The organism is Pleurocapsa sp. FMAR1, assembly GCF_963665995.1.
Classification (GTDB): Bacteria; Cyanobacteriota; Cyanobacteriia; order Cyanobacteriales; family Xenococcaceae; genus Waterburya.
This window is the reverse complement of record NZ_OY762512.1, coordinates 2,471,160-2,490,768: the sequence shown is the minus strand read 5'-3', so window position 1 is coordinate 2,490,768 and position 19,609 is coordinate 2,471,160. Positions and strand designations below refer to the sequence as shown.

Sequence of the window (19,609 nt, the reverse complement as noted above, 5' to 3'; positions counted from 1 at the left end):
ATTTAAGCAAGAGGATTAAAAAATTATGACAATAGCAGTAGGACGCGCGCCGTCACAACAGGGCATCTTTGATGCAGTTGATGACTGGCTAAAACGCGATCGCTTTGTATTCGTAGGCTGGTCGGGTATTCTTCTATTCCCCTGTGCCTACATGGCAATTGGTGGTTGGCTAACCTGCACCACTTTCGTGACAAGCTGGTACACCCACGGTTTAGCTTCTTCATACCTAGAAGGATGCAACTTCCTAACCGTAGCCGCATCAACCCCAGCAGACAGCATGGGTCACTCCCTGTTGTTCCTTTGGGGGCCAGAAGCAGGCTGGAGCTTTACCCGCTGGTGTCAAATCGGTGGTTTGTGGGCATTTGTCGCCCTCCATGGTGCATTTGCCCTAATCGGCTTTATGCTGCGTCAGTTTGAGATATCGCGTCTAGTAGGGATTCGTCCTTACAATGCGATCGCTTTCTCTGGCCCCATCGCCGTATTCGTTTCAGTATTCTTGCTCTATCCTTTAGGACAGTCAAGCTGGTTCTTTGCACCCAGTTTAGGCGTAGCGGGAATCTTCCGTTTCATCCTGTTTGTTCAAGGATTCCACAACTTCACCCTTAATCCCTTCCACATGATGGGAGTAGCAGGTGTACTTGGTGGAGCATTACTCTGTGCAATTCACGGAGCAACAGTCGAAAACACCCTGTTTGATGACGGTGGCGAAGCTGACACCTTTAGAGCCTTTGAACCTACCCAAGCAGAAGAAACCTACAGTATGGTTACAGCCAACCGATTCTGGTCACAGATATTCGGGATTGCTTTTTCCAACAAACGTTGGTTGCACTTCTTTATGTTATTCGTACCCGTAACCGGACTATGGATGGCAAGTATCGGCATCATCGGTATTGCTTTGAACTTAAGAGCTTATGACTTCGTCTCTCAAGAGTTGAGAGCAGCCGAAGATCCTGAGTTTGAAACGTTCTACACTAAAAACATCTTGCTCAACGAAGGTCTAAGAGCATGGATGGCATCACAAGACCAACCACATCAAAACTTTGAATTCCCAGAGGAGGTTCTACCACGTGGTAACGCTCTCTAATCCTGCTGTCAGTGGCGCAGGTCGCGACATTAATTCCACCGGCTTTGCCTGGTGGGCGGGCAATGCTCGTTTAATCAATCTTTCCGGTAAGCTTCTGGGCGCGCACGTCGCTCACGCTGGCTTAATTGTCTTCTGGACTGGTGCGATGACTATCTATGAAGTTGCACACTATGTTCCTGACAAGCCCATGTATGAACAGGGCATGATCCTTATTCCCCACCTAGCCACATTAGGCTGGGGCGTAGGTCCTGGTGGTGAAGTAATTAATACTTACCCCTATTTCGTAGTTGGTGTTTTACACCTAATCTCTTCCGCTGTTCTTGGTTTGGGTGGTATTTACCATGCACTGCGTGGTCCAGAGAAACTAGAAGAATATTCAAACTTTTTCAGTCAAGACTGGAAAGACAAAAACCAAATGACTAATATCATTGGTTATCACCTAATTCTGCTGGGACTTGGTGCATTTCTATTAGTCTTTAAGGCTATGTTCTTTGGTGGTGTATATGACTCCTGGGCTCCTGGTGGTGGAGATGTTCGTCTCATTACTAACCCCACTCTCAACCCTGCCACAATCTTTGGCTATCTAACGTCTTCTCCTTTTGGTGGCGAGGGCTGGATTGTTGGTGTTAACAACATGGAAGACATCATCGGTGGTCATATATGGGTTGGCTTGATCTGTATTGCTGGCGGTGTGTTCCATATTTTGACTAAGCCTTTTGGTTGGGCGCGTCGTGCTTTGATTTGGAATGGCGAGGCTTATCTTTCCTATAGTCTTGCTGCTGTATCCATGATGTCCTTCATCGCTGCTTGCTATATCTGGTTTAATAACACTGCTTATCCCAGTGAGTTTTACGGTCCTACAAATGCCGAAGCTTCTCAAGCACAAGCCTTTACTTTCTTAGCTCGTGACCAACAAATGGGTGCGAACATTGGTTCATCTCAAGGTCCTACAGGCTTAGGTAAATACCTAATGCGCTCTCCTACTGGTGAAATCATTCTTGGTGGAGAAACAATGCGTTTTTGGGATTTCCGCGGTCCTTGGTTAGAGCCTATGCGTGGTCCTAACGGTATTGACCTCGACAAAATTAGAAATGACATTCAGCCTTGGCAATTACGTCGTGCTGCTGAGTATATGACTCATGCTCCTAATGCTTCGATCAACTCTGTTGGTGGTATTATCACTGAGTCTAACTCTTTTAACTTCGTAAATATTCGTCAGTGGCTGGCTTCATTCCAGTTCGTTATGGCTTTCTTCTTCCTAGTGGGTCACTGGTGGCACGCGGGTAGATCAAGAGCCACTGCTGGTGGTTTTGAAAAAGGTATCGAACGGGAAACCGAACCTACATTATTTATGCCTGACTTAGACTAATCAATTACTGAATTAGTAAATTGGGTACTTGAACTATAGTCTATTTAATAAACAAGCCTCTGCAATTTTGCAGAGGCTTGTTTATTTCTTTTATGTCACTCTCGGAGTATTAAAATGAAAGGGTAAAAGGTAGTCCTATCACTTATTAGAACAGATAACTAAATCTTGAAAGTTGGCAACTCCTTTGGTGACAATTTGTCGAATTTCAAAAAAATCACTCCAGCGATCGCGAATATAGGCTTCAGTGTGATAGCAGTTTTGATAAAATTCTGGTAGTCCGCTGGTGCCATCACCTACTAAGTAATAAAAACCGTTATGAGCAAATTCAGCTTTTGCTTCTTCTGTCTTCACAGGAAAACAGTGACTTCCATGAACCGTCAATAATAAATACGCCCCTTTTCTGCAAACTCTATTTAGTTCTTTGAGCCAGACAAACTGCATCTCTTCGGGTAGATGAGTAAATATAGAAATAGAGTATACCAGATCGAAGAAATCATCGGCAAAGGGTAATGGCGGTAGATTTTTATTTACCAAAAATTCGCCTCGATTTGCCAGATTTGACTGACACCAAGCTATAGCTTCGCCGTCTATATCACTCCCGTAAAACTTGCTCTGGGGATAGAGATTTTGAAACCAGGTAATAATTCGACCACAACCACAGCCAAAGTCGAGGATCTTACTGCGATCGCCAAGCTGAATACGATTAGAATAAATAGTAGATTCAAGATCTAAGGCAACTACTTTACCTATTTTATGAAACTCCGACATTGCTTCTGCACCATGTACTCTAGTCCTTAAGACAGGAGGTGGAACGGGTATGGAAACAATATTTTTTGTTAGCTGCTCGACAATTGCGCTGGTCTGGCTTAATCCAGGTCTTTCTTCATTGATTCCAAACCTCAAATAGTGTTCCCAGCCAAATGCAAAATCACCTCGCTGCACTGCATCTGATATATCCCGATTCAATCGAAGATATTCAGCTTCATTAAAGTTTGCTAAAGGTATTTCTGTTTTTTTGTTCATTCTAAGCCAATCTAAATTAGTTAAGCCAATCTAAACTAGATTAAGGTTAGCGTCCAACGAATATAAAATTAAAACTTGTAGTGTATCCAAAGATAAGCTTTTAGCTTCAATACGAACTCAGGTTAATCATCAAAAAAACCACAGTTTAATAATTAACTGTGGTTAATAAAATGATTGATAAATAATAAAATACTCAAAAGCTACTTTCCTAGAAAGTAAAGGTTGTTCTAAGCACACCGATTATGCCATCATCATCTGTATCGTTGCCGTTGGGGTTGATTATATAAACCACACCTGGAGTAACTGAGATATTGTCACTGAATTGATATTTGTACAAGCCTTCAAGGTGAATAGGATTGCTTTCATCTCCTGCATAGGGTTCTACACCAGCAAATAGAGCAGCCAGGTTACCTTCTTTGCCGAAATCGGGGAATGAAAGCCCAGCACCATAAGACCATATATCTGCATTACCGTTACCAGCAGCTTCTTTAGTATTGCTATACATACCAAAAGCATTTAGGGCAAGCTTGTCTCCCAGTTGATATGCAGCTTCTACACCGTAGGAGTTAGCAGCAACTCTAACACCTTCGCCAAAGGGCTGTCTTGCCAAAGCAGTACCCACCCCTAAGTCATAAATAGTGTTATCAGTCGCACCAAACTGACCTAGTACATATGTACCAGCTATCTGTAGTTTTTCATCTAAAAGGCTAAGAGTAACCTGACCCAAAGCAGAATATTCTTCGTTGAATAAACCACCATCTTCAGCTCCGATTGGGTTAGCCGAATCTCCACCAAAGTAGCCAGCACTGACGGTAACAAAATCTACAGGTTTGAAGTTAAAACCAATACCACCACCCGAAGGTAAACCAATCTTATAGATAGGACTAGACTCAGCAAAGCTGGAAAGAGAGCCAGTAGCACCAGTAAATGAATCTAAATAAGGGCTAAGAGAAGGAACAAAGTCAACCCATAGAGGGAAAGCAGCAGGCAGGTAAACATCGATTTTTTCACCAAGGGGGAAATAGTAAGCCAACCAGCCGATAACGATATCGTTACCAGTGTCACCAGTCTGATAGGTTAAAGCACCAGTCTGAAGATCGACAGGATCTCCATTTCCGTCTTTGGTTTGAAAACCAAATCCAGCGTTTGCAGCATCAAGACGAGTGTATAGAGCATCTTTTCCAAAGAAACTAGATACAAAAGCTAAACGTATCCTATCTTGAAATACTGTCTTATTAAGATCAGTGTTATTAAAATCATTGGTGATCCCAAAAACGGCTTCTCCTTCTAATTTGGTAGTAGTAGAAAATTGGTTATCTTCTAAAGTAGCGGTGCGAGTTTCAAGTTCGTCAACCCGACCACCCAAGGTAGCTAATTCTGCTTCAAACTCTTGTTGAAGACGATTGATAGTATCAAGGTCTTCTTGACTAACCGATCCTTGAGAAGCAATCAAGCGTTCAATTTGGTTTAAGCAAGAGTTTAAACCAGCAGCAAACTCATAACGAGTTAGGGGCTGATCGCCACGGTAGGTTTGATTTGGATAACCAGCAATACAGCCATAGCGGTCAACGAGACTACGTAAAGCTTCATAAGCCCAATCTGTAGGAGAAACATCTCTTAACTGATTGACGTTAGTTACCTGATTACGAGGATTGGTCTTCCCTTCTTGACTATAGTTATTGATTTGATCTAGCAGTTGAGTATTGTCTTTTACTTCTGAAGCTGACTCAGCAGAGGCTGATAACTCACAGCCTAATACCAAAGCTACTATTGCTGGAGATGCCAACAACAAATTACGTAATATTTTCAACATTTTCCTCACACCTTAAAAAAATAATCGCTTTTTGGCGATCGCCTCAATACCAAACCAATATTTTCAGTTTTGGTATTAGAATTCACTAACAAAATTAACAACTATATTTTAGTCATTGTGTATCCTGGGATACGCTTTTGTTAAAATTTTATCAATATTTGTAATTGTCAAGCTTTTGCTTCCAGCTATGGCTTGAGCAGATCGAAGATTTATTTGATAAATCTAGCTATTTACCCAGTTAACTAAAGTCCTCACGGGAAAACCTGTTGCCCCTTTATTATTAACACCATTAGGAGAATCTGCCCAAACTGGTCCTGCTACATCTAAATGCATCCAAGGTGTATCTTTGATAAATTGTTTGAGGAACAAAGCAGCAGTAATTGAACCACCAGGACGTGGTCCAGTATTTTTCATGTCAGCAATCTCTGACTTCAAGCCTTCAAAATATTTTTCTTCCATTGGTAGCTGCCAAAACTTTTCCCCTGCTGACTCCGCAGCCTTTTTCATTTCTGTTGCCAAAGTATCGTCAGTACTCCACAGTCCAGCAATATTGTTGCCCAAAGCTACAATACAAGCCCCAGTGAGAGTCGCCAGATCGACGATCGCATCTACCTCTAATTTTTCTGCATAGACTAAAGCATCTGCCAGAGTAAGTCTACCCTCTGCGTCCGTATTGTTAACTTCAATAGTTTTACCATTTGCGGCTTTAAGAATGTCTCCTGGGCGCATTGCCTTACCGCTAATCATATTCTCTGTAGCAGCACAGATAAAGTGAACTTCCACATCAGGCTTAAGCCTGGCGATCGCTTTTGCTGTCCCCAGAGTAGCTGCACCACCGCCCATATCCATTTTCATGGTTTCAATGCCACTACCGCTAGGTTTAAGGTTCAAACCACCAGAATCAAAGGTTACACTTTTACCGACAATGGCTACTTTACGTTTAGCTGTACCTTGGGGCTTATAAGTCAGATGAATAAACTTGGGTGGTATATCTGAAGCTTGTCCAACTCCTAAGTACGCACCCATGCCCTGCTCAAATTTTTCACAGTCTGCTTGTTCCAAGATTTTTATTTCCAAGCCATACTCTTTTGCTAACTGTTGTGCCTTTTGGGCCATAGTTACGGGAGTAACCTCGTTAGCAGGGGCATTAACTAATTCTCTGGCAAAAATTACACCATCGGCAATGATTTGAGCATTAGCGATCGCTCGATCTTGTCCAGCTAAGCCAATTAGATCGATTGTTTCTAATTTAGGTTCTTTATCTTCAGGTTTAGATTTAAAGCGATTATCTTGATGAAGAGCGAGAATAATTGCCTCAGTCATACTCTGAGCGATATCTTCTGCTGATTCTGATCCGTTAGGTAAGCTGATTCCTAAAGTCTTCTCTTTGGTCGCTAGGCGAGCGATCGCTGCTGCTGCACTACGCCAGCTATCTAATTTTAAATCCTGGGCTTTACCTAAGCCAACTAAAGCAATTTTACGCACGGGATTTTTGCCTCCAACACGACTTACGGCAGTAGTACCAGCTTTTCCCTCAAATTCTTCGTCAGCAATTAATTCAGAAATTGTCGCTGCTAATTTCTCATCTAACTTAGCTAAGTCTCCTAGAAGCTCCGTTTCACCTTCTAAGATACCAACTGCTAGCAAGTCGCCAGTCCAGTCTAGTAATGCTGTATTGGTTGCTTTGATTTGCATCCTGTTTAAATCAATCCTTTATCTAAACTAAATATATTTCAGTTTATCTATATTGCGATTAGCTTTGCTAGTGTAAGTTATGACAATTAAACCGAATTCAAGCAACTTTGCGATCGCCAAGGTCATTGACTATATAAAGAAAAACAGATCGAGAGAAGTGTTTTTACTGTTGCCGATTCTTTTTTTAGGAGACTAAAATTAACAATATAAAAAACACAGTTATAATTGTGTACTCAAAAAAGTGTTTAATAATTGGACTATATTCTTAGACAATTATGAATCAACCTTTATCCTCTGATTCTTCAGTCTCGAATCAAAGTCATAAGCAACCTCTAGGTCAGCTTTTAAATGAAGCTGGTTTAATTTCGGCTCAACAAATTGAAATTGCTTTACAGGATCAATTTAAAAGTCCCAATCTTAAAATTGGCGAAATTATGGCTTTAAGAGGTTGGATCAAACAAGAAACCGCAGACTTTTTTGTTGAGGAATGGTATAAACTAATAGCCCAAGAAAAATATCCTCTCGTTTACTATTTTAGAAAAGCTGCACTCTTAAGCGAAAAACAAATTAACTATATTTTAGAAGAGCAAACTAATCAAGAAGAAAAAGTTCGTTTTCATCACTTAGCAGTTAAAATGGGTTTTGTTAAGCAACAAACCGTCGATTTCTTGGTTAAAAATATACTGATTCTTGGTCGAAACGATAGGTCACCCCGTAAATCTTTTGCTACTCCTTACGAGTTACTAAAAAATTATATTAGAGGAGAAACTGATTTTCAAAGATCGCAATTAAAAAAAATAAAGTTAAATAATGTAACCCTTAAAGGAGTCAATCTTAATCATTCCAATTTGACAGGTGCAGAATTAAAGCAGGCTAATTTAAGTAATTCGTCTTTAAAACTAGTTAATTTAACTGGCGCTAATTTGGAAAAAGCAATTCTAAAGGAAGTAGATTTTGAAGGAGCTTGTTTGAATCATGTTAATTTGACCGATGCTCATTTAGAAGGGTCTAATTTTCAGCAAGCAAATCTAAGAGAAGCCGATCTAAGACACGGTTATTTTGTTAACGTCTGCTTTCAAGGGGCGGATCTACGTAATGCCAAACTTCAAGGTGCTAATTTTAAAGGTGCATCCTACAATTCTGAAACTTTTTTCGATCCTGGATTTATACCTTCTAATATGGGAATGAGACTAATTTAATCTACTTTAAATAAATAAATTATCAGCTATAGATTTGAAGATCTAAGTCTGGACGTAAATTTTGCGCCTGTCGCAAATAACAATGTACCATTGCCGATTGAGCATGAGGAGTATTGACTTGAATTAAAATCCTGATGCAATATTCTAAGCTGCCTTTCACTTTCATTTGATCTAGATCTATTAGAGGAACATGATCCCAACCAGGACGTTTCCTGGCAGCAGCAGCAGGAAACATAGTGTCAAGATCGGCAGTGGTAGTAAAAAAGACGCAAACTATATCTTCTGCTCGAAATTGATTGTGCGCCTCAATTTCATCTAATAGTTCATTAACTGCCTCGGCGATCGCTCTTGGTGCATTTTTAGCTACAGTTGTTGCCCCCCGAATGCCTCTTACTTTCCACTCCACTGTTTTTTTCCCCTAAAGTTGATTTTTAAATTCTTATATTTAACACCACACTATTATCAATGAACAATGAACAATGAACAACTGTCAATTTAATATATTTGTTCAAAAGGTATTATCTTAAGCTTATTGAAGCTCAGGTTTAGGGACAAGCAAGCATTGAAAAGCATAAATAATACTTACTGGCTTACTTAAGGTCTATATAGCCACAGAGGTAAACCACTAGTAGCAAGATCGAACTGTAGTGAATCTATTGCCATGCCAATGCCAGACCTAACTTGGCTTCTACCAGGAATAAAGCGATTAATAAACGGTTTTGGTTCTTCAATATTAAAGCATTCGGTTTTTTCAGGATCTAGCCCGACTAATTCTGCTGCCCATCGTCGGGCATCTTCTTCTGTACCCAAGCGATCTACTAGACCTAGTTCTAAAGCCTGTTCACCAGTAAATACCCGACCATCAGCAAAGGTTCTGACTGTCTCTTCGTCTAAGCCACGACCTTTAGCTACGGTGGCGACAAACTGACCATAGCTAACATCAATTAACTGTTGGAGAATAACTTCTTCTTCCTCGGTCAATTGGCGATCAAACGCCAGTATATCTTTATAGGGTCCAGATTTGATAACCTTAAAAGAAACTCCTACTTTATCTAACAATCTTTCTAAATTATTACCACGCAAAATTACGCCAATGCTGCCTGTGATAGTACCTGGGTTAGAAACAATGTGCTTTGCGCCTACGCCAATATAAACTCCTCCTGAAGCAGAGATATTGCCAAAGCTAGCGACAACTTTAACATCTTTTTCAGACTGCAATCGCTGAAGGGCGGCAAAGATTTCTTGAGAATCTGCCACTGTCCCCCCAGGAGAATCGATGCGTAACAATAGGGCAGGAAATTTCTTTTCTTCAATGGTTTTAAAAGCTTTAAGAACGTGTTTACGAGTCTCTGAAGCGATCGCACCAGTGATTTCAATGCGCGCAATTTGTTTTTTAGTTTTATTAAACGGCCAGATCATTAAAAGATATTTACTGTTTGAAGTTAAAAGAGGTAATTAATTATTGATTAACTACCTCAGTTTGAATTTTAACTGATCTTGATATTCTTTATTTGATTAAGGTGCAAAATATCAAATTCTGTGAGCATCTTTACAGATCTGTAATCTGTTTTATATTATGTTCGAGCAAAAATAGTCTGCGATTAAGCTTTACGTAGCTCAAGGATCGCATTCACCTTTTCAAAATCTGCTGGCTGTAACTGCCTTTCTTGTGTCTGAAATTCTGCTAGCTGCGCTTCAATTTCATCTTTGACAATTTGCCGGTATTCGAGGAAATGCTCGTTATGAGCGCACATGGTTAGGTAATGTTCCCAAACCCCAGGATTATGACGGAAAATACCAAATAGATGATGCCAAAACTTCCAGCGAGTATCTCGTTTAACGCCCTGTCGCCAAATAACAATCCCTAAGGCGCGAATGTCTACCCAATTAGGCATGGTAAAGGGTGCTTCGTGTTTTGCTGCTCCCAACTTTAGAAAACAGCGATAAACTCTATCTAAATAGGTTTTTGGCTCGTACAGCGTCCAAAATGCCTCAATGTATTCATGGGCAATTTCTTCAATGGGTCGAGTAGGCACAAAGTTCATCAAGGTAGTTTGGTTGATGTCTTGCTGGTTACTGTCTCGCAAACGATTTTCTTTTTCTAAACGCGCCCACAAAGCAGTTAAAGGTAAAGCCTGCAACATCCCAAACATAGCAGTGGGAATTGCTGCTGACTCTACAAAATCAATAATTCGTTGACCAGCACCTGTTTTCTCGCCATCAAAACCGATAATAAATCCCGCCATCGGACGCAACCCGGCCCTAATCATAGTATCGACAGTTTCTGCTAAAGAACTACGAGTATTTTGGAATTTTTTTGTTAACTGTAAACTTGATTCATCAGGAGTTTCAATTCCTAAAAAGACAGCGTTAAAATTACACTGCACCATCAATTCCATCAATTCAGAGTCGGCAGCTAAATCTACCGAAGCCTCTGTATTAAAATCAAAAGGATATTGATGTTTCTCTTGCCAGACTTTTAATTCTTTAAGAAACAGCTTGACGTTGCGCTTGTTGCCAATAAAGTTATCGTCTACCATAAAGACCGAACGTCGCCAGCCTAATTCATAAAGGTAATCTAATTCTCTTAATAGCTGTGCTGGTTCTTTGGTACGGGGTTTGCGACCATAGAGAACAATAATATCGCAGAACTCGCACTGGAACGGGCAACCACGGGAAAACTGTACCGACATAGAGTCATAGGCATCAAGCTGTAGTAAATCGTAGCGGGGGACAGGAGTAGTAGTCACATCGGGCTTTTCCGTAGCGCGGAAGACACCGCTGGTTTCGCCTCTGGCTATAGCTTCGACAAACATTGGTAAGGTTAATTCTCCCTCATCTAAAATGAGAAAGTCTGCGCCTGCTGCCTTTGGTTCATCGGGTAAAGAAGTAGAATAGGGACCACCTACAGCCACTAATTTACGTCGTCTCTTCGCCTCTCGAATTTGTTCTAATAAATCTTGCTTTTGGACAATCATAGCAGAACAAATTACTATTTCTGCCCAGTCCCATTCAGCTTCAGTGACTTTTCCAATATTGCGGTCAACTAATTTAAATTCCCACTCCTGGGGCAAAATAGCAGCTACGGTAAGCATTCCCAAAGGTGGTAGTAATACCTTGCGGTCAACTAGTTCTAAAATTTTGTCGTATGACCAAAAGGTTTTAGGAAAGAGAGGATAGATTAGCAAAGCGCGCATTTTTGATAAATTATCGTATATAAAAAAACGTAATCTATCTGAGGGTAACTTAATCTTGGTTAGTTTTAGGATTAAGATTTTAGTAAGTAGCTAGGTAAATTTGAACATAAAATAAAAACTTTTTATTTTCTCCCTGCCTTAATTGCCCCTGTACTTCACCTTGTTTTTAACTTAATTGTGCATACTTACCTTATGAGTCGAATTATCTATATTTGCTTTTTTTGGCATTGCTAACATAGTTTTACTGAATTAATTTTAAATTGCATTTTTAGCATCTTTGACTTAAAAAACTGTAAAAGGTAAATTAACAAATATAATCAAGGCATTCTCTACAATTACTAATCATTAAAGAATGCCTTTTCACAATTTAATTTAACAATAGCAATGACCAACCCAGAAACCAAAGTCCAATATGAAGGGGCGATATTTAACCAGCTTGTCAAAAACGCCGAAAAGCCTTCAGTAATTGAATTGAACTTCAGTATAATTGAACCTAAGATCGAAAAGATAGATACTTTACAGCAAAAAGTAGACAAGATATATTCTGCTATTTTGACTATCAAGTGGTTGACTATAACTATTGGGATTGGCGTAATTATCAAGATTTTTAGCCAGCCTATATTAATACCAAGTCGCTTTCAAAGAGACAAGATTATCTCGCGCAAAGACGCAAAGACGCAAAGAAAGAGGCAGAGAATAAAATTACAGGTTTGAATGCAACTCGGTATAAGCCTAGTTTTTCACTCATAATCTTAAAAAAATCAAAACCAGAAAAAAGTTAATAAGCATTATGTTTTTTCTGAACAAGTGACTTTAGTACTATTGATAAGTTCTTCCCTTCCAACTACCTCCCTTGCCCTGATAGTATTTAATTGCCGAATCAATAGTCATCAAAGTGTATAGAAAGGCGATCGCACTAATGCTAAATGCCCAAAGAACTGATAAATTATATAGTCTCAGGGTTGGTATGTAAGCACAAGCCATCAGCAACCAAGTAAGTAATGCCATTCCTGTTAATAGCCAGTTAGTAGTTATTATTCCTATAACCAAACATATAGGTGCAGCTAAATAAATAATACTCATGCCAATAACTGTGCCAACCAGTAACAAAAAAGAATAGTGCAACTGATCGAAAGCGGTACGGGCAATAGTATCCCAAATTACTTTTAAATTATCGTACTGGCGCAGGCTAATAGTTGTTTTGCTTAACCCTAGCCAAATATTTTTGCCTTGAGATTTGACGGCGGTTGCCAAAGCACAATCATCGATTAGAGCATCTTTGATAGCTGCAATACCGCCAATGTCTAACAAAGCTTGATTGCTAATCAAAATACAGCCTCCCGCAGCAGCAGCTATGGATTTATGAGGATTATTAACCCAGGCAAAAGGATAAAGCTTCTGAAAAAAGAAGACAAAAGCAGGAATCAATAACTTTTCCCAAAAACTTTCGCAGCGCAACAATACCATTAGAGAAACCAAATCTAAGTTTTCTGTTTCCGCTTTAAAAATTAGCTGGCTCAAATTATTAAGATCGTGTTTAATGTCTGCATCAGTAAATAGTAAGTAATCAGGATCTAACTGTTGAGCATAGCTAGTTCCCTGCTCCATTGCCCAAAGCTTGCCTTTCCAGCCATTAGCAAGAGTTTTACCGTTAATAACTTTTAATTTATCTGCTTTATTCAGTTTTTCGGCAGTTTGCTGGGCTATTTCAGAGGTGCGATCGCAACTATTATCATCAACCAAAACAACATAAAATTTACCCTCATAGTTTTGATTTAACAAAGAAGGCAAACTTACAGGCAATACTTCCGCCTCATCTCTAGCAGGAACAATCGCCCAAACGGTAGGATATTTTTTTAATTTGTAATCACTATCCTTTAGGCATTGATTAGATAGCCAAAACCCACCCCAAAACAACAACAAAAATAGCCAAATAACCAAAGACAAACCAACCAAAAAAATTAAAGCCATTTAAACCAACAAGTTATTCCCTACTTGAGCATAGCGACATTGGTGCCAATTCCCAAAAAAGAGGGAATAATTGAACCGAGGATTAATCTTATCACTCCCACTCGACTTGAATATCCATGAATTCTAATTACTTATGGTTGCTATTTTGCACGTTTCTGGTTTTACTAATGCAGCCAGGCTATATGTGCTTAGAGTCTGGGCTTACCAGAAGCAAAAATAGTATTAATGTCGCCATCAAAAATCTGATAGATCTAGGCATCTCCATTATGCTTTTCTGGGCATTTGGTTATGCTTTAGCATTTGGCATTTCAGCCACGGGGTTGATTGGTACAAATAATTTCTTTTTCAACCCAGAATCCTTTTCCGCTAGAGAAATTGTCTATTTTATTTTCCAGATGATGTTTTGTAGCACTTGCGCCACTATTGTTTCTGGTGCTACCGCAGAACGTTTAAGATTTAGAGCCTATGTAATTATTACCGTTCTTGTTTCTGGGTTAATCTATCCTGTTTTTTGCCATTGGGCCTGGAATGGTCTGCATACAGACAATGTGACTGGTTTTTTGGCGCGTCAAGGGTTTGTTGACTTTGCAGGTTCAACGGTAGTTCATAGCGTAGGTGGTTGGGTTTCTCTGGCAGTGGTTATAATCATCGGTGCGAGAACAGGACGTTTTACGCCATCAGGCAAAGCAGTTCAAATTCATGGTTCAAATCTACCTTTTTCTGTTTTGGGGGCGATGTTGATTTGGCTGGGATGGCTAGGTTTCAATGGTGGCAGCGTTTTGGCTTTAACTAGCAAAGTTGCTTTAATCATCCTCAATACGATGCTAGCTAGTGCATCAGGAATGTTTGGTGCAGGATTTGTTAGTTGGCAAAGATTAAAAACCATTAGAGTTGAATTCTTGATAAATGGATCTCTGGCGGGATTAGTGTCAATTTCTGCTGCTTGTAATCTAGTTAACCCCCAAATTGCCATTATTATTGGCTTTATTGGCGGAATTATCTGTATTTGGTGCAGTTACCTTCTACAGCACTGGCAAATAGATGATGCTATTGATAAAATTCCCGTTCATTTGGGTGGGGGTATTTGGGGAACTCTCGCCGTTGCTTTATTTGGCAACTTAGAACTTTTACCTGCGGGCGATCGCTTAAATCAGCTTTTGATTCAAATGCTGGGTGTAGCAATATGTGGTATTTGGGCATTTAGCATAACTTGGATTGTACTCAAGATTATCAATCGCTTTACACCCTTAAGAGTCTCAGCCATAGACGAGGAGAGAGGACTAAATATTTCAGAACACTATGCTAAAAACACTGTTTACCAAATGTTGCAGGTAATGAATCTGCAAGCAGCTAATCAAGATTTGAGTTTACGAGTTCCTGTAGAACCCTTCACCGAAATTGGTCACGTGGCAAATCACTATAATCAGGTAATTGATAGTTTAGAAACCTCAACCTTAAAGTTAAAACAGTTTAATGCTGATTTAGAACAAAAGGTAGAACAGCGCACTGCTGAATTATCTACCGCTAAAGAAAAAGCGGAGGTGGCTAATCAAGCTAAAAGTACTTTTATAGCCAACATGAGTCATGAACTCAGAACACCTCTAAATGCTATTTTAGGCTTTGCGCAACTGATAACTCGCAATCAGGCTTTACCCAAAGAAGAACAAAAGCATTTAAAAATTATTAGCCGTAGTGGAGAACATTTGTTAGGGTTGATTAACAACATTTTAGATTTATCTAAAATAGAGGCAGAACGTTTCACCCTCGAACAAATAAACTTCGATCTCTACGAGTTTTTGAACGATTTAAAGCAAATGTTTGCTCTCAAAGCTCGCAATAAAGGGTTACAGCTTAATTTTGAAGTTGCAGAACAGACACCGCAATATATCAAAACAGATCAAGGTAAATTACGCCAGATTCTAATTAATTTACTTAATAATGCGCTCAAGTTCACCAATCAAGGCAGCGTGGTACTGAGAGTTATGCCTGTTAAGGATAATGCTGATGAGATTGAACCCTATACAGATATCAAGCTTGTCTTTACCGTAGAAGATACAGGTAAGGGTATTGCAGCAGCAGAAATAGATTCATTATTTGAACCGTTTGCCCAAACTGAGGCTGGAAGAGAAGCTAAGGAAGGAACGGGATTAGGTTTAGCTATTAGCCGTAAATTTGTTCAGCTTTTAGGAGGAGATATTCAGGTTCGCTCAATAGAAAATGTATGCAGCGTCTTTAAATTTGAAGTGCTAGTGCAGATAAGCACCCCAGAACAAATACCCGCTAAACAACCTCAAAGAAAAGTTATTGGTTTAGAGGCAAATCAACCTCAATACCGCATCTTAGTTGTGGATGATAAATCTGATAATCGTGAGTTGCTAGTAGAGTTAATTAAGCCTTTGGGGTTTGCTGTTCAAGAAGCAGCAGATGGAGAACAAGCGATCGCTTTATGGCAAGAATGGCAGCCAGACTTAATCTTTATGGATATTAAAATGCCTAACATGAATGGCTACGAAGCTGTACGCAGGATCAAGACAGACAAGTTATCTAAAACCAAAATTATTGCCCTTACTGCTAGTGCCATGCAGTCAGAAAAAGCAGTTATTATAGATACGGGCTGTGATGACTTTATGCGCAAGCCATTTCAAGCGGAAGAACTATTGGCGATGATGACGAAGCATTTAGGTGTGTGTTATACCTATGCGGAGACAGATAGTATAATAACCAAAGAATTGCGTCAAGAAGCCATGTCGCTAGGATTATCGCCACTTAATGCCGATTCTTTTGATACTTTATCGGCTGAATTAATCTTAGAGCTTCAGCAATCAATTATGGCAATAGATTTAGAGCAAATAAATCAAACTATCGAGAAAATTGCTGATGAAAATCAGTTGCTGGCACAGACAATAAATCAATATATTGACAATTTTGAATACGAACATATTTTAAATTTATTAATACAAAATTAGTATTTATACGAGGAGAAAATAATGAGAAGTTTAATGGTAGCACAGGAGTTAAACAATATTTTAGTTGTAGATGATACTCCTCAAAATTTACATTTACTAGTAGATATTTTGACTAAATATGAATATAAAGTAAGACCTGTTCCTAACGGCAAACTTGCGCTTTCCGCAGCCGAAATAAATCCTCCAGACTTAATTTTATTAGATATTATGATGCCAGATATAGATGGTTATCAGGTATGTAAACAGTTGAAAACCAATCCTAAAACTAAACATATTCCCGTAATCTTTATTAGTGCTATTAATGAATCGGTAGATAAAGTTAAGGCTTTTGCTATTGGTGGTGCTGACTATATTCAAAAACCATTTCAGATGCACGAAGTTTTAATTAGAGTCAAAAATCAGCTTGCTTTAGTCAATTTAAAAGATCAGTTACAAGCTAGAAATGAGCAACTAAATGAAACAGTAAATCAGCTTAAGAAAAATCAAAAGCAAATAATTAAAGTAAATAAATATTTAGCCTTAGAAAAAATAACCGCAGGTATTAGTCAGCAAGTTAATAATCCCCTATTAGAAATCAAAAGTTCTTTAGCAGAGTTAAATCAATTTAGTGAGTCTAGCTTGAAAGATCTGCCTATTTTCTTGCAGCAACTCTCACCTGAGCAACAAAAATATTTCATAGCATTATTAAAACAAGCTAGAAGTAGAAACGTTAACTTGCTGTTGTCAACGGCAGAAAAACAAGAACTAAAAGCTAAAATTATTGCCAAACTGGAAAGATTTAAAATTGCAGCAACCGAGAAAACCGCCGATATTCTCTTAAACTTGGGTTCTGATGAAGAAATAGAAGAGTTTCTACCCCTATTGACAGACAAAGACTATTTAGCAATTTTAGAAAATGCTTACCTAATTAATAATTTGCACAAAAGTGTAGAACACATTGCTGATTCGACTGATAAATTCACCAAGATTATCGAAGCTCTTGATAACTATGCCGATAGTCAAAAAACTAATATTCAAAAACGCCAGGCTCATCTTAAAAACACTATCGAAATTGCTTTAAGCTCGCTTGCCAAACAGATGCCTAAAGGTATTCAAATCATGAGGAATTACGGCAATCTTCCAGCTATTTATTGCTACCCAGAAGAATTACAAAAGCTTTGGTTTCATCTAATTCAAAATGCCCTAGAGGCTATAGGTTCACTGGGAATATTAACTATAAATCTCTACCAGCAGCAAAACAATCTTATAGTAGATATTATTGATACAGGAGAAGGAATAGAGCCAGAAGTAGTGCAAAAAATGTGCGATCCTTTTTTCACTACCAAATTTTCTGGTGACAACACAGGGTTAGGATTGACAATTGCCAAACAAATAATTGAACATCATGAAGGTAGTATTACAGTAAATGTTTTATCAGACAAAGCTACACTTCCTGGTAAAACCAAGTTCACCGTTTCTCTGCCAATCGGGAATGATGTCGAGAGCCAAGAATGATACTAAATTCTGTGGAAATAGAATACTTTTTAATACTTTAATGTGAGTTGCTGTGATCTCCTCTTTCCCATTGGCTGAAAAAAAGCTATCATGGTAAATCGTGAGTTTTTATACTAGCCATGAATGCCGAAGCCATAATACGTTCAATAGAAGCCGAACATCTTAAATCAGATTTGCCTAATATTTATGTTGGTGACACTGTAGAAGTAGGTGTCAGAATTACAGAAGGAAACAAAGAGCGAGTACAGCCTTACAAAGGTACTGTAATCGCCATACAAAATGGTGGTATTAATGAAACTATCACCGTGCGTAAAGTGTTTCAAGGAGTAGGGGTAGAAAGAATATTTCTCTTACACTCGCCTATGATTTCTAAGATTAAAATAGAGCGTCGCGGCAAGGTTCGTCGTGCCAAGCTTTATTATTTACGCGATCGCGTAGGTAAGGCTACTAGAATCAAACAGCGTTTTGATCGCCCTATTTAAGTTTTCCCGCAAAAACTTAGAAGCTATTTTTTTAATTGAAAAATGCACAAATGGGATATAATTGGGAACGACTGACCATTGGTTAAAGTCAGTTAAATAGATGCGTCTTTAGTTCAGTTGGTAGAACGTCGGTCTCCAAAACCGGATGTCGAGGGTTCAAGTCCTTCAAGGCGCGTATTTCCCAAGTTGGTTGCTAAGAACAAGCCTGAAGAATTAAGGATTAGGAAAGTCCAACCAACTCGCTAATCCCCATCAGCTATTTCCTCAATAATTGGTTAAGCTTAATAACAGCTATCAGCAGATTTTTGGTGAGTAAAAAATGAAGTTATCAAGCAGTGATTAGATAGTCGCAATTTGATTATTTCGCTTTGAAGCTAATATTTTAAAGACAGTAGCATATAAATTATTTTCAGCGAATACCTTCGCGAGGTAACAGTTTTGAATAAAAAAGATATAGTAAAAAAAGACACGCCAGCAGCTAAAGAATCAGCAGGTGGCAACGGTGCTACCGAATTTGCCATTCAGACAAAAGAAGAATTAGGAAAAGTTGTTTGGCCCTCTCGTCAACAGTTGATCAGTGAGTCGGCAGCCGTAATTCTGATGGTTATTTTAGTGTCTACAATAATTTATCTAATCGATAAATTCTTTACTTGGGGAGCAGGAAAAGTATTTTAATTATGACTAATGCCGCAGACATACCAGAAGAAGATAATCAGCAGACAGAAGAGGTACAGGCTAATCTAAAAACTAAAGGTAGTCCTCGCTGGTACGCTATACAGGTAGCTTCAGGATGTGAAAAGCGTGTTAAAACCGATATGGAAATGCGGATTCAAACCCTAGACATAGGCGATCGCGTCATGCAGGTACAGATTCCCCAAACTCCTAGCGTCAAAATTCGTAAAGACGGTTCACGCTATACCAGCGACGAAAAAGTTTTCCCTGGATATGTTCTAGTGAAAATGCTGATGGATGATGATGCCTGGCAGATAGTCAAAAACACCCCTAATGTGATTAACTTTGTAGGTGCCGAACAAAAGCGTCGTTATGGTAGAGGCAGAGGTCATGTCAAGCCGTTGCCACTGTCTCGCGCTGAAGTAGAGCGCATCTTCAAGCAAGCTGAAGAACAAGAGCCTGTCATGAAAATTGACATGGAAATTGGCGATAAGATTGCCGTCCTTTCTGGTCCATTTAAAGAGTTTGAAGGGGAAGTAATTGAAGTTAGCCCAGAAAGAAGTAAGCTAAAAGCCTTACTGTCTATTTTTGGGCGAGATACTCCAGTAGAATTGGAGTTTAATCAAGTTGAGAAACAAAACTAA

General features: G+C 39.1%; 16 protein-coding genes and 1 tRNA gene. 10 read left to right on the top strand and 7 right to left on the bottom strand.

Going from position 1 to position 19,609, the window contains the following annotated elements; translation table 11 throughout:
* Positions 1–25: 25 nt before the first annotated feature.
* Both psbD and psbC read left to right on the top strand, forming a co-directional pair.
* A complete protein-coding gene (gene psbD, locus SLP02_RS12015; protein WP_319420893.1) occupies positions 26–1,084 on the top strand; it encodes a photosystem II D2 protein (photosystem q(a) protein) in 1,059 nt (352 codons plus the stop codon).
* Positions 1,068–2,453, top strand: a complete 1,386-nt coding sequence (gene psbC, locus SLP02_RS12010; protein ID WP_319420892.1) for a photosystem II reaction center protein CP43 — start codon at positions 1,068–1,070, stop codon at positions 2,451–2,453. The genes psbD and psbC overlap by 17 nt, the downstream gene beginning before the upstream one ends.
* A gap of 138 nt (positions 2,454–2,591) precedes the next feature.
* Here the strand turns inward: psbC and SLP02_RS12005 are convergent, their stop codons facing one another.
* From SLP02_RS12005 to SLP02_RS11995, 3 genes are all read right to left on the bottom strand, one after another.
* Positions 2,592–3,476: a class I SAM-dependent methyltransferase gene (locus SLP02_RS12005; RefSeq protein WP_319420891.1), complete on the bottom strand. Its 885-nt coding sequence runs from the start codon at positions 3,474–3,476 to the stop codon at positions 2,592–2,594.
* Between the two features lie 208 nt (positions 3,477–3,684).
* Positions 3,685–5,289, bottom strand: coding sequence for an iron uptake porin (locus SLP02_RS12000; protein ID WP_319420890.1), 1,605 nt, complete (start codon positions 5,287–5,289; stop codon positions 3,685–3,687).
* Between the two features lie 222 nt (positions 5,290–5,511).
* Positions 5,512–6,984: a leucyl aminopeptidase gene (locus tag SLP02_RS11995; RefSeq protein WP_319420889.1), complete on the bottom strand. Its 1,473-nt coding sequence runs from the start codon at positions 6,982–6,984 to the stop codon at positions 5,512–5,514.
* A gap of 275 nt (positions 6,985–7,259) precedes the next feature.
* On the opposite strand from SLP02_RS11995, the gene SLP02_RS11990 reads away from it, so the two are divergent.
* Positions 7,260–8,183 (top strand): pentapeptide repeat-containing protein, encoded by a 924-nt coding sequence (locus SLP02_RS11990; RefSeq protein ID WP_319420888.1) that lies wholly within the window; start codon positions 7,260–7,262, stop codon positions 8,181–8,183.
* A gap of 22 nt (positions 8,184–8,205) precedes the next feature.
* Here the strand turns inward: SLP02_RS11990 and aroH are convergent, their stop codons facing one another.
* The 3 genes from aroH to SLP02_RS11975 all read right to left on the bottom strand — a co-directional run bounded on the left by aroH (position 8,206) and on the right by SLP02_RS11975 (position 11,380).
* Positions 8,206–8,589 carry a chorismate mutase gene (gene aroH / locus SLP02_RS11985; protein WP_319420887.1) on the bottom strand — a complete coding sequence of 128 codons (384 nt, stop codon included), beginning with the start codon at positions 8,587–8,589 and terminating at the stop codon, positions 8,206–8,208.
* A 188-nt stretch (positions 8,590–8,777) separates the two neighbouring features.
* Entirely contained in the window at positions 8,778–9,602 is an 825-nt protein-coding gene (gene sppA / locus SLP02_RS11980) for a signal peptide peptidase SppA (protein ID WP_319420886.1), read from the bottom strand.
* 182 nt (positions 9,603–9,784) lie between these two features.
* Positions 9,785–11,380, bottom strand: a complete 1,596-nt coding sequence (locus tag SLP02_RS11975; protein WP_319420885.1) for a B12-binding domain-containing radical SAM protein — start codon at positions 11,378–11,380, stop codon at positions 9,785–9,787.
* Between the two features lie 384 nt (positions 11,381–11,764).
* On the opposite strand from SLP02_RS11975, the gene SLP02_RS11970 reads away from it, so the two are divergent.
* A complete protein-coding gene (locus tag SLP02_RS11970; RefSeq protein WP_319420884.1) occupies positions 11,765–12,094 on the top strand; it encodes a hypothetical protein in 330 nt (109 codons plus the stop codon).
* Positions 12,095–12,199: 105 nt separating this feature from the next.
* Here the strand turns inward: SLP02_RS11970 and SLP02_RS11965 are convergent, their stop codons facing one another.
* Positions 12,200–13,351: a glycosyltransferase gene (locus SLP02_RS11965; RefSeq protein WP_319420883.1), complete on the bottom strand. Its 1,152-nt coding sequence runs from the start codon at positions 13,349–13,351 to the stop codon at positions 12,200–12,202.
* 116 nt (positions 13,352–13,467) lie between these two features.
* On the opposite strand from SLP02_RS11965, the gene amt reads away from it, so the two are divergent.
* The 6 genes from amt (at position 13,468) to nusG (ending at position 19,609) form a co-directional block, all read left to right on the top strand.
* Positions 13,468–16,317, top strand: coding sequence for an ammonium transporter (gene amt, locus SLP02_RS11960; RefSeq protein ID WP_319420882.1), 2,850 nt, complete (start codon positions 13,468–13,470; stop codon positions 16,315–16,317).
* 21 nt (positions 16,318–16,338) lie between these two features.
* Positions 16,339–17,811, top strand: a complete 1,473-nt coding sequence (locus SLP02_RS11955; RefSeq protein WP_319420881.1) for a hybrid sensor histidine kinase/response regulator — start codon at positions 16,339–16,341, stop codon at positions 17,809–17,811.
* Between the two features lie 119 nt (positions 17,812–17,930).
* Positions 17,931–18,293 carry a 50S ribosomal protein L19 gene (gene rplS, locus SLP02_RS11950; protein WP_319420880.1) on the top strand — a complete coding sequence of 121 codons (363 nt, stop codon included), beginning with the start codon at positions 17,931–17,933 and terminating at the stop codon, positions 18,291–18,293.
* A gap of 102 nt (positions 18,294–18,395) precedes the next feature.
* A tRNA-Trp gene (locus SLP02_RS11945) sits at positions 18,396–18,468 on the top strand.
* Positions 18,469–18,731: 263 nt separating this feature from the next.
* Positions 18,732–18,968, top strand: coding sequence for a preprotein translocase subunit SecE (secE, locus tag SLP02_RS11940; protein WP_319420879.1), 237 nt, complete (start codon positions 18,732–18,734; stop codon positions 18,966–18,968).
* A 2-nt stretch (positions 18,969–18,970) separates the two neighbouring features.
* Positions 18,971–19,609 carry a transcription termination/antitermination protein NusG gene (nusG, locus tag SLP02_RS11935; RefSeq protein ID WP_319420878.1) on the top strand — a complete coding sequence of 213 codons (639 nt, stop codon included), beginning with the start codon at positions 18,971–18,973 and terminating at the stop codon, positions 19,607–19,609.

Excerpts from the sequence above, each read along its gene's own strand:
- psbD (WP_319420893.1), top strand. The coding sequence starts at position 26 with ATGACAATAGCAGTAGGACGCGCGCCGTCACAACAGGGCATCTTTGAT.
- SLP02_RS12005 (WP_319420891.1), bottom strand. The coding sequence starts at position 3,476 with ATGAACAAAAAAACAGAAATACCTTTAGCAAACTTTAATGAAGCTGAA.
- SLP02_RS12000 (WP_319420890.1), bottom strand. The coding sequence starts at position 5,289 with ATGTTGAAAATATTACGTAATTTGTTGTTGGCATCTCCAGCAATAGTA.
- SLP02_RS11995 (WP_319420889.1), bottom strand. The coding sequence starts at position 6,984 with ATGCAAATCAAAGCAACCAATACAGCATTACTAGACTGGACTGGCGAC.
- SLP02_RS11990 (WP_319420888.1), top strand. The coding sequence starts at position 7,260 with ATGAATCAACCTTTATCCTCTGATTCTTCAGTCTCGAATCAAAGTCAT.
- sppA (WP_319420886.1), bottom strand. The coding sequence starts at position 9,602 with ATGATCTGGCCGTTTAATAAAACTAAAAAACAAATTGCGCGCATTGAA.
- SLP02_RS11975 (WP_319420885.1), bottom strand. The coding sequence starts at position 11,380 with ATGCGCGCTTTGCTAATCTATCCTCTCTTTCCTAAAACCTTTTGGTCA.
- SLP02_RS11970 (WP_319420884.1), top strand. The coding sequence starts at position 11,765 with ATGACCAACCCAGAAACCAAAGTCCAATATGAAGGGGCGATATTTAAC.
- SLP02_RS11965 (WP_319420883.1), bottom strand. The coding sequence starts at position 13,351 with ATGGCTTTAATTTTTTTGGTTGGTTTGTCTTTGGTTATTTGGCTATTT.
- amt (WP_319420882.1), top strand. The coding sequence starts at position 13,468 with ATGAATTCTAATTACTTATGGTTGCTATTTTGCACGTTTCTGGTTTTA.
- SLP02_RS11955 (WP_319420881.1), top strand. The coding sequence starts at position 16,339 with ATGAGAAGTTTAATGGTAGCACAGGAGTTAAACAATATTTTAGTTGTA.
- rplS (WP_319420880.1), top strand. The coding sequence starts at position 17,931 with ATGAATGCCGAAGCCATAATACGTTCAATAGAAGCCGAACATCTTAAA.
- nusG (WP_319420878.1), top strand. The coding sequence starts at position 18,971 with ATGACTAATGCCGCAGACATACCAGAAGAAGATAATCAGCAGACAGAA.